Source organism: Bradyrhizobium sp. G127, from assembly GCF_021502575.1.
Classification (GTDB): domain Bacteria; phylum Pseudomonadota; class Alphaproteobacteria; order Rhizobiales; family Xanthobacteraceae; genus Afipia.
Genome location: NZ_JAKFGN010000001.1, coordinates 1,752,177 through 1,764,169, shown reverse-complemented (window position 1 = coordinate 1,764,169; position 11,993 = coordinate 1,752,177). Strand labels below are relative to the sequence as shown.

The window sequence follows — 11,993 nt, the reverse complement described above, 5'->3', positions numbered from 1 at the left end:
GCCGCGAAGCCCGGCGATGCATTCCAAGATCATGTTCCGTGAGAGAAATTTCCTCCCGCTGGACCGGCCGCGGGAGGAAAATATGCTCAATCAAACAATGGGATGGCAGAAGCCGGATTCTGGCACGCCGGGCCAGAACGGGTCGACTCCCTACTTCTTAACCATCGCGCAGTTGCCGTCGGCGATCGGCCGGAACGCCTCGGCCGCAGGGATCGTCGCCACCAGCTTGTAGAAATCCCACGGTGCCTTGGATTCAGCCGGAGTCTTCACCTGAAACAGATACATGTTGTGGATGTGGCGACCGTCCGCCCGGATCGTTCCCTCGCCAAACAGAGGATCCTTCGACGGCATCTCCTTCATTTTGGCGACCACCGTTTGCCCATCTGTCGTGTTCGCGGCGGCAGCCGCGCGAAGGTAATGCAGCGTGCCGGCATAGACACCCGCCTGAATTGCCGTCGGACGCCGTCCCCCACCCACGATGGACGTAAAGCGATCAGCGAACTTGCGCGTGCCGTCGTTGGTGTCCCAGTAGAATCCTTCGGTGAGATAAAGACCCTTGGCGCCCTGAAGGCCGATGGCGTTGACGTCGGTCACCTGCATCAGCAGCGCGGCAAGCTCCTGCCCCCCGGCCTGAATGCCGAATTCGGACGCCTGCTTGACGGAGTTGACGGTGTCGCCCACCGCGTTGGCGAGCGCGACAATCTTGGCCTTGCTGGCCTGCGCCTGCAAAAGGAACGAGGAAAAGTCGGACGCGCCGGGCGGATGCCTTACGCTGCCGAGGATTTTTCCGTTTTCCGCTTTCACGACATCGGATGCATCCTTTTCCAGTGAATGGCCGAACGCATAGTCCGCCGTGACAAAGAACCAAGTGTCCTTCTTAGCCTTCAACAAGGCTAGCGCGGTGCCATGCGCCAGCGCCCATGTGTCGTAAGTCCAGTGAACGGTGTTGGGCGAGCACTTCTCGCCGGTCAGCAGCGACGATCCCGGTCCCGATGCAATGAAGGCGGTTTTCGAGCCACGGGTGGCTTCCTGGACAGCCAGCGCAACCGACGAGAACGGCACGTCGAGAATCGCATCGATCTTGTCGATATCCATCCAGCGGCGTGCCAGCGCGCCACCAATGTCGGCCTTGTTCTGGTGATCGGCCTGAATGAGCTCAACCTTGATGCCCGGCTTCTCCGCCTTGAAGTCCTCGACAGCGAGTCGCGCGGCCGCGACCGACCCCGTGCCTGTGGAATCCGTCGCGATGCCTGTCAGATCGGTCAGAACGCCGAGCTTGATGGTGTTATTGGCGATTTCCGCACGCGCAGGCTCCAAGAGCGCCAGCAGCATTGCGGCACTCAGCAGAAAAGCAGACTTCGACGTGAACATTTTATCCTCCCGGTTGATTTTTGTTTTGGATAGCCCGGCGCTGCCGCCGGAATTTGTCTAGCGGCGAATATCCTCCAGAATGCCTTGCGCGACATCGATCCGCACCGTCTTGCGCTCGACCAGAACTTTCGCGACGACTTCCACCTCATCGCCGACAGCGCCGGCCATGATCGCGATATTCTGCGCATGCAGCGCCATGTGACCAGACTGGATACCCACCGTCGCCAGCGCCTTCAGCGCCGAGAAATTCTGCGCGAGGCCGACAGCGGCGATGATGCGCGCCAGCCGCTCAGCCGTGGTGACGCCGAGAATCTTGAGGCACGCCTGCGCGGTCGGATGAATTTTCGTGGCACCACCGATCAGACCGACGGCCAGCGGCAATTCGATGGAGCCCGAGAGATCTCCGTCCTTGTTGATCTCATAGCGCGTCAGGCTGCTGTAGCGCCCGCTGCGTGCGGCAAAAGCATGGGCACCCGCTTCGACCGCGCGCGTATCGTTGCCGGTCGCGAGCACCACAGCGCTGATGCCATTCATGATGCCTTTGTTATGCGTCGCTGCGCGATACGGATCGGCCTCGGCGAACTGATAGGCGCTGATGATGCCATCGCGGACGCTTTCGCCGCCAATGGCGTCGAGCTTCCAGACCGCATGCGCGCGCGCCAGCCGCCGATCCGCGAGGTTGGAGAGAATGCGCAGGAATACCCGCCCGCCGCTCCAGGCCGCGATGTGCGGCGCGATCTTCTCGGCCATGGTGTTGACCGCGTTGGCACCCATCGCATCGCGCGTGTCGACGATCAAATGAGTGATGACCATGGTGCCGCCGAGCGTATCGAGAATCCGCACCTCGACGTCACGGAAGCCGCCGCCAAGTTTCACCAGCAGCGGATCGCAGGCATCGCAGATGGCCTTGATCTCTTCGCGCTTCTCCAGCAGGCGAAGCCGTGCCGCATGTGGGTCCGGCACGTCGACGGCCTGCACCTGCGCGATCATCAACGTGCCGGAGATCGACGTCGTGAAACCTGCATCGTAGGTCTGGCGCGCCGCATTGCAGACGGCGGCGACCACCGACGATTCTTCCGTCGCCATCGGCACTAGCACGTCCTCACCATCGACCTTCACGTTGGTCGCGATGCCGATCGGGATGTTCATCGTGGCGATGACGTTCTCGATCATCTTGTCCGCGAGCTGCGGCGCGAGGTTGCCCATGTCGGCCAAATGGCGCGCGGTCTCGGGATCGAGACCTGCAAAAGCGGCCACGAGATCGAGCCGCTCTTCCGGCGATTTGCGATGGAATCCGGCGATCCGCGAACTGCGGTTCGCGCCGTGTCTGGCACCAGTCATGAGCGTCTCCGAGCCTTAAGCCCTCTTGAGGGGATTTTCGGCTTCGCAAACTGTATGGTGATGTGGGTACACTGCAAGGAACGCTTTGCACAATTTCAGGAAGGTCCGTACCATTCGCGGCATGGGTACAGTTGAAGTCTCAAATGCAGGCCACGCCCGATCACGCGTTGAAACCATTGTGGATTCAATTATCGGACGGATCGAACGTGGAGCACTCCGGCCCGGCGAGCGGCTGCCGTCCATTCGCGGCGCATCGGAGATGTTCAAGGCATCGAAGAACACGATCGTCGATGCCTATGACCGGCTGGTGGCCTCGGGTCAGATCGAGAGCAAGCCGGGCTCCGGCTTTTATGTCTCGCATCATCGCCCCAAGCGCGCGGAAACCACCGAGCCGACCAAGGTCGGCGCAGTCGACAGCGTCTGGCTGCTGCGCGAGCAACTCGAAAAACGCTATGAGGCGCGCATTGGCGACGGCCGTCCGCCGGCCGCCTGGATGGAAGGCTCAGAAGTCGGCCCCTATCTGCGGCCGGTGAGCAAACCGGGACAGCGCAATCTTCCTGAGAGCTACGGCAGTCCTTACGGCCTGTTGCCGTTGCGCCAGCGCATTGCCGGACTGCTGGCGGAGCGGTCGATCGGCGCGGAGCCGACTCAGGTGCTGCTGACGCAAGGCGCGAACGACGCGCTCGACATGATCGTCCGCCAGTTCGTCGAGCCCGGCGATCCTGTCCTGGTCGACAGCCCCGGCTACTATCCGCTATTCGGAAAGCTGCGGCTGGCCAAGGCGCGTCTGATCGGCGTACGGCGCACCGAAGACGGACCCGATCCGGACGATCTCGCCGCCAAGGCCGCCAGCACCGGCGCGCGCATGTTCTTCACGCAATCGCTGGCGCACAATCCGACCGGCTGCTCGATCACGCTGCCGGTCGCCTATCGTCTGCTGCGCACCGCCACCGAACACAATCTGCGAATTGTCGATTCCGATCCGTTCGCCGACGTGCTGTCGAACACCAGCCCTCGCCTCGCCGCACTCGATCAGCTCGACCGCGTGATCTATGTCGGCACCTTTGCGAAGACCCTCTCCGCCAGTCTCCGGTCGGGATATATCGCGGCCAACACCGATACCACCGGACAACTCGCCGACCTCAAGATGATCACCCGCGCCAACAGTTCCGGCTATGTCGAACAGATCATCTACGATCTCATCACCAGCGGGCGCTATCGCGGCCATCTCAAGCGGCTGACCGGGCGCATCGAAGCCGCAGCCCGCCAGGCCTATGACTGCCTGTCGCGACTGGGTCTGCCGGTGTTCGGCCAGCCGCGCGGCGGATTTTACATGTGGTGCAAGCTGCCGGATCATATCGACGACACGCAACTCTCACGTGTCGCCGCCGAGCGCAGCATCCTTCTCGCGCCAGGCTCCGCCTTCAATCCCGATGCAATGCCGGCACCGCCTGCGATGAGGATCAACATCGCGCATGTCGGCGATCCGCGCTTCGCGGCATTCATGGCGGAATATTGTGCACGCTAGTTGCTGACGCCGGAAGCCGACGGCGGCAGATCAACCAGTTGCGACAAAATGTCAAACCATCTGCGCAAACAAAACGCAGTCAGTGTCCGGATTATTTTTCCTGCGCATGAGCCCGCCCCGATCACGCGCGATCCGTTTCAAACACTGGAACACTCGGATTCCCGGATTTTTCGGCGCTGCAACATTAACGCCGATCAGGCAGGCCTCCCGCTTTCCTGATCGGTTTGCGTATGTGGAAGCCGCGGCTGCAATCATCCGATCTTTGCTTGACTCGGTGTAGTCCGGCCAGCAGTCTGTGCGCGCAAATAAAAAGGCATCGAACACGAATTCGAATGCATCAGGGAGAAACGTCATGAAGTCATTTCTCAGCGTCCTCGCATCCGCGAGTATTCTCAGCGCCGGGGCGCTCCTCTCAACGGCTCCGGCAACCGCCCAGCAAGGTCCCATCAAGATCGGCGTTCCGACCTCGATCCAGCTTCAGGTCGGACGCGACACCCAGAACGCCATCAAGATGGCGATCGAGGACATCAACAGCAAAGGCGGCCTTGTCGGCCGCAAGCTTGAGATGGTGGCAGCGGACGAAACCGAAAATCCCGAACAGGGCATTGCAGCAATCAAGAAGCTTACCGCCGACGAAAAAGTCGACGTGCTGATCGGCGGCTATACCAGCGGCGTGACGCTGGCCCAGTTGCCGCACATTTCCAATGCCAAGACGATTTATCTCGGCGTCGGCGCGGCCTCGCCTGCGATCACCGCGAAGGTGAAGGGTGACTACGAAAACTACAAATACATCTTCCGCGTATCGCCGATCCATGCCGGCCATCAGGCTCGCGCGCTGGTTGACTTCATCAACGGCAAGCTCAAGGGCGAGATGGGCCTGAAGAAGGTCGCTATCGTCGGCGAGAACGCCAAGTGGGTGCAGGATCTCGTTCCGATCCTGAAGAAGGGCGCGGTCGAGGGCGGCACCGAGGTGCCGATGGCCGAGTTCTTCGACACCTCGACCTCCGACTTCTCGCCGCTGTTCGCGAAGGTCAAGGCGAGCGGCGCGCAATACCTGATCGTGATCCTGTCGCACGCCTCGTCGGACATCTTCGTCAAGCAGTGGCATGACGCGCAGGTGCCGATTCCGATCGGCGGCATCGATGTGAAGAGCCAAGACGCGGACTTCTTTACCCGCGTGAGCGGCAAGGCGCTGTCGGAAACCGTCGGTCTGTTCGCGACCCGCGCTCCGCTGACGCCGAAGACGATCCCGTTCTGGGATGAGTTCGTCAAACGCTTCGGCACCGCACCGGTCTACACCGGCGTCGGCGCTTACGACGCGATCTACGTCTACGCAGAAGCCGTGAAACGCGCCAACTCGGTCGAACCGAATGCGGTGATCAAGGAACTCGAGAAGACCGACTATGTCGGCATCGCCGGCAAGATCCAGTTCGACGAGGTTCATGATGTGAAGCAGGGACCGGGCTTGCAGAACCTGCTGTTCGCGCAGTGGCAGAAGGACGGCGCGCGCATCGTCGTATGGCCGAAGGCGTCCGAGACGGGGAAAATGATCCCGCCGCCCTGGATGAACTGAACTGCTCCTTACGTCGTGAGAACGGCGGCCGGTAACAACCTTACCGGCCGCAAGTCCCGGAGGCTCCGCCTTCACCTTACGCATAAGAAAAAAAGCAGGCGGTTATGCTCCAAATCCTGATCTACGGCGCGGTTTCCAGCGCGATCTACGCGATGCTCGCGGTGGGCTTCACGCTCATCTTCGGTGTCGCCCGAATTCTCAATCTGGCTCATGGCGCTTTCTATGCACTCGGCGCTTATGCCGCCTACGTGCTGACGTCGCTCCTCAGCTTTCCGCTCTTTATCGCAGCCCCCCTTGCCGTTCTGATCGTCGCCGGATTTGGCGTCCTGATGGAACGGTTTCTGGTGCGGCCGCTGCGGGCGTCGCAGCTCGCCGTGCTGATGATCACGCTGGCCGTATCGCTTGCCGTCGAACAGGCGCTGTTCATTACCTTCGGCTCCGAATATCGCAACGTGCCCTCCTTCGTCGCCGACAAGCTGTCGATCGGCGGCGTCGACATTGGTGGCCAGCGGCTGCTGGCGCTGGTGATGGGCGTGCTGGTGCTGCTGGTGCTGTGGTTGTTCATTCAGCGCACACGACTGGGAGCGGCCATCCTCGCGGTGTCGCAGGACCCGGAAGCCGCGCAGTACATGGGCATTCCGACCAACCGCATCTTTTCCATCGTGATGGCGATCTCGGCGGGCACCGCCGCACTGGCCGGCGTGCTGGTGTCGCCGTTCCTGACCGTACAGCCGACCATGGGCCTGCTGCCGATGGTGAAGGCGTTCGCCATCGTCATCGTCGGCGGACTGGGCTCGATCCCCGGCAGCATCATCGCCTCGCTGATCCTCGGCTATTCAGAGACCATCGTGGCCTATCTGATTTCAACATCGTGGACCGAACTGGTGTCTCTGGTCGCGGTCGTCATCACCCTCATGATCAGGCCGTCCGGGATTCTCGGCCGGCGGGCGGCGTTCTGACATGCGGCGCATCTCATTGATCGATATTGCCGGCGGGATCGTGGTGGTTGCCGGGCTGGCGCTCGCGCCGATGTTCGCGGCAAGCAACTATCTCACCGGCGTGCTCACGGTCTGCGCCATCTATGGCATCTGGGCGTCGAGCTGGGATTTCATGTCGGGCCTGACCGGCCGCGAAAACTTCGGCCACTCGCTGTTCATCGGCGCGGGCGCCTACACGGCGGGATTCCTCGCGACGATCTGGTTCGCCAACCCATGGTACAGCCTGCCCGCCGCCGTCGTGATTGCGGTAGCGTTCAGCCTGATCGTCGGCTTCCCGACATTGCGCCTGCGCGGTCCCTACTTCGCGCTGGCGATGCTGTCGGCGTCGGCGATCCTGCAACGCCTGTGCCTGATCTTCTGGGAATACACCGGCGGCGAGGAAGGCCTTTACGGCCTCGAACCGCTGATGAAGAACCCACTGCAATATTACTGGTTCGTGCTTGCGATCCTGGTGGTCACCGTGATCGTACTGACGCTGCTGGCGCAATCGCACTGGGGTCTGCTGCTGCGCGCCATTCGCGGCGATGAGGCGACCTGTCAGGCCGCGGGCATTAACGTCACGTTCTACAAGATCGCATCGCTGGCGATCAGCGCGGCCTTCGCGGGACTCGGCGGCGCGCTCTACGCGCACTACCAGCTTCAGGTCAGTCCGCCGCTGTTCTCGGTCGTGGTGTCGATCACTGTCATCATCATGTGCTATGTCGGTGGCATCGGATCGATCTACGGCGCGGCCGTCGCCGCCATCCTGCTCACGCTGCTCACGGAGATGCTGCGCGGCTTTGGCGAATACCGGCTGTGGATCTACACGCTGACCCTGATGCTGATCCTGTTCTTCCTGCCGAACGGCATGATCGCGCCGCTCTGGCGCCGGCTGACGGAGCGCTTCCGATGACCGCGCTTCTTGAAGTCAATGACGTCACCAAGCGCTTCGGCGGCCTCACCGCCGTCAAGGGCGCGACCTTCACCCTGCAGAAGGGCGAGCTGACCGGCATCCTCGGTCCGAACGGCGCGGGCAAGACCACGCTGTTCAACCTGCTGACCGGGTTCATGGCGCCCACGTCGGGCACAATCACCTTCAATGGCGAAGCGCTGCACGGTCTCGCGCCCTACAAGATCGTGAACCGCGGCATGGCCCGCACCTTCCAACTTTGCCGCCCGTTCGTAGGTATGAACTTGCTGGAGAATGTCCTCGTCGCCTGCATGTCGCCGCGCGCGCATGGCGACAAGGACAAGGAAGAGCGGGCGCGGCACCTGCTCGATCAGGTTGGCCTTGGTGGACGCGGCTCCGAGCCGGTGGAAACCCTTCCCTACGGCGATCTGCGGCGGCTCGAAATCGCCCGCGCGCTGGCAACGCGCCCCGACCTGCTGCTGCTCGATGAGCCGTTCGCAGGCCTGGGCTCAAGCGAGATCGAACCGCTGGCGCAACTCATCAAACGGCTGCATCGCGAGGAAAACCTGACCATTCTGCTGATCGAACACAAGCTGCGCGAGTTCATGGCGCTGGTGTCGCGCGTCATCGCGATGAACTTCGGCGAGATCATCGCCGTCGGCCCGCCCGAAGAGATCGTCAAGAATCCGAAAGTGATCGAGGCCTATATCGGCAAGACGGAGGACGCTCATGCCTCTGCTTGAAGTCTCGGACCTGCGCGTCAGCTACGGCAAGGCGCTTGCCATCGAGTCGGTTTCGATCAAGGTCGAGAAAGGCGAACTGGTCGGCGTGCTCGGCCCCAACGGCGCGGGCAAGACCACGCTGCTGAAAGCGATCTCCCGGTCCATCGGCTCCCAGGGTACGCTGAAATTCAAAGACCAGTCGCTGGACGGCGTCGCGCCCTATGACGTTGTGGCGCGCGGCATCTGCCATTGCCCCGAGGGCCGCAAGCTGTTCTCGGAACTGTCGGTGCTGAAGAATCTTCAGCTCGGCGCTTACCTGCGCAGCAACAAGGCCGAGATCAATGCCGATCTCGAGCGCGTCTTCACGCTGTTTCCGGTGCTGCGCGAACGGCAGTGGCAGCAGTCGAGCACTTTGTCGGGCGGCGAACAGCAGATGGTGGCGATCGGCCGCGCGCTGATGGGCCGCCCCGAACTGCTGTTGCTCGATGAGCCGTCCGTCGGCATCGCGCCGCGGCTCAAGGGCCTGATCTTCGATTCGATCCAGCAGATCAGGAAGGACGGCACCGCGATCCTGATCGTCGAGCAGGATGCGACCTCAACGCTGAAGATTACCGACCGGGTCTATGTGCTCGAACACGGCCGTACCATCCGCGAGGGGACGGCGAAAGAGATCGCGAGCGACAAGTATATCCAGCAGGTCTATCTCGGGGTGTAAAGTTTTCACGGCTTTAAAACGCGAAACCCTAGCCCACATGCGCGATGCGCTCCCTCTCCCCGCCTGCGGGGAGAGGTGAAGAAGCGGCGTTTATTTCTTGTCCAGCGCGCCTTCAGCCTTCAGCACCTCGTGCGCGGCCTTGAAGGCCTCGAGGCCCGCAGGAATGCCGCTGTAAACCGTGGCGTGCAGCAGAACTTCCTTGATCTCGTCGACGGTCACGCCGTTGGCCAGCGCGCCCTTGACGTGGAGCTTGATCTCGTTCGGCGCTTTCAGCGCCGTCAGCATGGCGAGGTTGAGCAGGCTGCGGGTCTTGCGGTCGAGGCCCGGTCGCGTCCAGGCATAGCCCCAGCACCATTCGGTGGTGATGTTCTGGAACGCCATCATGAAATCGTCGGCCTTGGCGATGCTGTTGTCCACATAGTCCTTGCCCAGCACGTCGCGACGGACGGCCAGACCCTTCTTGAATTGTTCGCTTTCACCACTCATGACGCTCTCCAGGCACTTCGATTGATGACGGGTAACTGTATCAGCCTTAGCGGCTCGGGGCCGGTCCGACAATCGCCGGTTCTGCCGGTCAGCACGGATTGCCGGGGCATTGCAACATGGGATGGTCCCTGCAATCGCATGGATGCATTCGCAAATTGGCCCTGCTCCTCGCCGCGGAAATGGGTTTCATGATCGTCATGGACCTCGATTCCCGTAAAAGCTCCCAATGACGACCACGAAGCCGGTGCAGACCGCGCTTTATGTGCTGGCGCTGTGCTTCGCCCTGTCGGTGGTCGGCCGCGGGCTGGGCGAAAGTTTCACGGTTTTCCTGCTGCCCATCTCGCAGAGTTTCGGCTGGGACCGGGCCGAGGTCATCTCCATCTATTCGACGGCGGCGCTGGCCACCGGAATCGCCGCGCCGATCATCGGACGCCTGTTTGACCATTCAGGCCCCCGCGCGGTCTATTCGCTCGGACTTGCGCTGCTGGGCGGCGCATTTCTGGCTGCCACCTACGCGCAAAAGCTCTGGCAATTCCAGATCAGCCTCGGATTGTGCGTCGGTCTCGGCGCGGCCTGCATCGGCAATGTGCCGAACTCGATCCTGCTCGGCCGCTGGTTCGGCCCGAAACTGCCGACCGCCATGGCGGCGATCTATTCGGCCATGGGTGCCGGCGTCCTGCTCGTGCTGCCGCTGTCGCAAGTGTTGATCGACCGATTCGGCTGGCGCGGCGCGTATCAGATTTTCTGCGGGATAGCCCTGATCCTGCTGGTGCCGTTGCTGATACTGCCGTGGAAACGGTTCTCGGCCGGATCGGTGACGCTAGCCAAATCTGCCGCTGCCGACGTCATTGACGAAGGTTGGACACTGCTCAGCGCCATGCGCCACCACGCCTTCTGGGCCTTGTTCTCCACGTTCTTTTTCACCGCCGTCGGAATGTTCTCAATCTCGGCGCAAATCGTCGCCTATCTGGTCGATGCGGGATTTCCGCCGCTGCAGGCGGCGGCCGCGTGGGGTTTCAGCGGTGTCGTGCTCGTGTTCGGAATGTTCTCCGTCACGTGGCTGGACGGCCGAATCGGCCGGCGGCGCTCCATATTGTTCAGTTATGCCCTCTCGATTATCGGCATCGGCCTGCTCTGGCTGCTGCGCTACTATCCGAACGTGTGGCTGCTGACCGCATTCGTGCTGTGCTTCGGCAGCATGATGGGGTCGCGCGGCCCGCTGATAACGGCTACCGCCCTCAAGATTTTTCGCGGCGAGCGCGTCGGCACGATATTTGGAACGATCTCCATCGGCAGCGGACTGGGCGCGGCAGCGGGCTCGTGGAGCGGCGGCCTCATCCACGATTTCACCGGCGGATACGATGCGCTGCTGCTGTTCTCGTTGGTCAACGTGATCCTCGGCATGATCCCGTTTCTTGCGGTTCGGGCGCTGCGGGAATGATTGCCGTGCGGCTTGCGCTGCCCGCCTTCAATTGCAATCATTGCGGCATCCGCCCTTCGCAAATCCTGTCCGGAGTCTGAGTCATGAGCGCGCCTGTCGATGCACCGGATTGGCGCAAGCTGACGCAAGAAGAGCTTGATCTCGGATTGAACAACAGCCTTGCAGTGCCCGAAACCGCGGCCATTGTCGCCAACTGGGACAAGCTCTCCGCCGAGATGCGCGCCCGCTATCCGCAACATATCGACCTTCGTTACGGGCCGCGCGAGCGCAACCGCATCGACCTGCTCAAGACAGTCAACGGTGGCCCGACGCTGGTGTTCATTCACGGCGGCTACTGGCAGACCCGCGCGAAGGAGAATTTTACGTTCTGCGCCGCAGGCCCAATGGCCCATGGCATCAACGTCGCCCTCATTGGCTATACGCTCGCGCCAGACGCCACGCTCGACGACATCGTGGACGAAGTCCGCGCCGCCATCGACTATCTCGCGCGCGATCTGCCAGCGCTCGGCGGCGATCCGGACCAGATCGTGGTTTCAGGCTGGTCGGCCGGCGGCCATCTGTCGTCGATGGTGTTGGGGCATCCGCGCATCAAGGCCGGACTTCTCATCAGCGGCGTCTACAATCTGGAGCTGATCCGCCACAGCTACCTGAACGCCAAGCTCGGCCTCGATGAGGCCATGAGCCATCGCAACTCGCCGGTGAAGCAGCAAGGCGGCGTGAACAAGCCCCTCGTGGTCGTAGCCGGAAGCGGCGAGCTGCCTTTGTTGCGCGAGCAGTCCGCCGGCTTCGCAGCTCACCGCGCGATGTATGGACTGCCCGTGGTCTACGAAGAAATTCCCGGGGCAAACCATTTCACCATGATGGATGAACTGGCCGCGCCGTCCGGCAGGCTGACGACGCTGGTTCGGCAGCTTCTCGCGCGCTGACGC

At 62.2% G+C, this 11,993-nt stretch carries 12 protein-coding genes; 8 read left to right on the top strand and 4 right to left on the bottom strand.

The window, feature by feature from the left end; all coding sequences use genetic code 11:
• Positions 1-150 precede the first annotated feature (150 nt).
• Both LVY71_RS08415 and LVY71_RS08410 read right to left on the bottom strand, forming a co-directional pair.
• Positions 151-1,371 (bottom strand): ABC transporter substrate-binding protein, encoded by a 1,221-nt coding sequence (locus tag LVY71_RS08415; RefSeq protein WP_235099341.1) that lies wholly within the window; start codon positions 1,369-1,371, stop codon positions 151-153.
• A 57-nt stretch (positions 1,372-1,428) separates the two neighbouring features.
• Entirely contained in the window at positions 1,429-2,712 is a 1,284-nt protein-coding gene (locus LVY71_RS08410; protein ID WP_235099340.1) for a hydroxymethylglutaryl-CoA reductase, degradative, read from the bottom strand.
• A 121-nt stretch (positions 2,713-2,833) separates the two neighbouring features.
• Here LVY71_RS08410 and LVY71_RS08405 point away from each other — a divergent pair, with 121 nt between their 5' ends.
• The gene (locus tag LVY71_RS08405; protein WP_235099339.1) at positions 2,834-4,240 is read left to right on the top strand and encodes an aminotransferase-like domain-containing protein; all 1,407 of its coding nucleotides are present in this window, start codon (positions 2,834-2,836) and stop codon (positions 4,238-4,240) included.
• A gap of 51 nt (positions 4,241-4,291) precedes the next feature.
• On the opposite strand, the gene LVY71_RS08400 is transcribed toward LVY71_RS08405, so the two are convergent.
• A complete protein-coding gene (locus LVY71_RS08400; protein ID WP_235099338.1) occupies positions 4,292-4,594 on the bottom strand; it encodes a hypothetical protein in 303 nt (100 codons plus the stop codon).
• On the opposite strand from LVY71_RS08400, the gene LVY71_RS08395 reads away from it, so the two are divergent.
• From LVY71_RS08395 to LVY71_RS08375, 5 genes are all read left to right on the top strand, one after another.
• The gene (locus LVY71_RS08395; RefSeq protein ID WP_235099337.1) at positions 4,593-5,813 is read left to right on the top strand and encodes an ABC transporter substrate-binding protein; all 1,221 of its coding nucleotides are present in this window, start codon (positions 4,593-4,595) and stop codon (positions 5,811-5,813) included. The genes LVY71_RS08400 and LVY71_RS08395 overlap by 2 nt on opposite strands.
• Positions 5,814-5,917: 104 nt before the next feature.
• Positions 5,918-6,772 (top strand): branched-chain amino acid ABC transporter permease, encoded by an 855-nt coding sequence (locus LVY71_RS08390; protein ID WP_235099336.1) that lies wholly within the window; start codon positions 5,918-5,920, stop codon positions 6,770-6,772.
• A gap of 1 nt (position 6,773) precedes the next feature.
• Complete coding sequence (locus LVY71_RS08385; protein WP_235099335.1) at positions 6,774-7,703, top strand: branched-chain amino acid ABC transporter permease; 930 nt, start codon at positions 6,774-6,776, stop codon at positions 7,701-7,703.
• Entirely contained in the window at positions 7,700-8,443 is a 744-nt protein-coding gene (locus tag LVY71_RS08380) for an ABC transporter ATP-binding protein (RefSeq protein ID WP_235099334.1), read from the top strand. The genes LVY71_RS08385 and LVY71_RS08380 overlap by 4 nt, the downstream gene beginning before the upstream one ends.
• Positions 8,430-9,137 (top strand): ABC transporter ATP-binding protein, encoded by a 708-nt coding sequence (locus LVY71_RS08375; RefSeq protein WP_235099333.1) that lies wholly within the window; start codon positions 8,430-8,432, stop codon positions 9,135-9,137. The genes LVY71_RS08380 and LVY71_RS08375 overlap by 14 nt, the downstream gene beginning before the upstream one ends.
• A 90-nt stretch (positions 9,138-9,227) precedes the next feature.
• On the opposite strand, the gene LVY71_RS08370 is transcribed toward LVY71_RS08375, so the two are convergent.
• Complete coding sequence (locus LVY71_RS08370; RefSeq protein WP_235099332.1) at positions 9,228-9,623, bottom strand: carboxymuconolactone decarboxylase family protein; 396 nt, start codon at positions 9,621-9,623, stop codon at positions 9,228-9,230.
• A 226-nt stretch (positions 9,624-9,849) separates the two neighbouring features.
• Here LVY71_RS08370 and LVY71_RS08365 point away from each other — a divergent pair, with 226 nt between their 5' ends.
• Complete coding sequence (locus tag LVY71_RS08365; protein WP_235099331.1) at positions 9,850-11,064, top strand: MFS transporter; 1,215 nt, start codon at positions 9,850-9,852, stop codon at positions 11,062-11,064.
• Between the two features lie 83 nt (positions 11,065-11,147).
• Positions 11,148-11,990: an alpha/beta hydrolase gene (locus LVY71_RS08360; RefSeq protein WP_235099330.1), complete on the top strand. Its 843-nt coding sequence runs from the start codon at positions 11,148-11,150 to the stop codon at positions 11,988-11,990.
• Positions 11,991-11,993 lie beyond the last annotated feature (3 nt).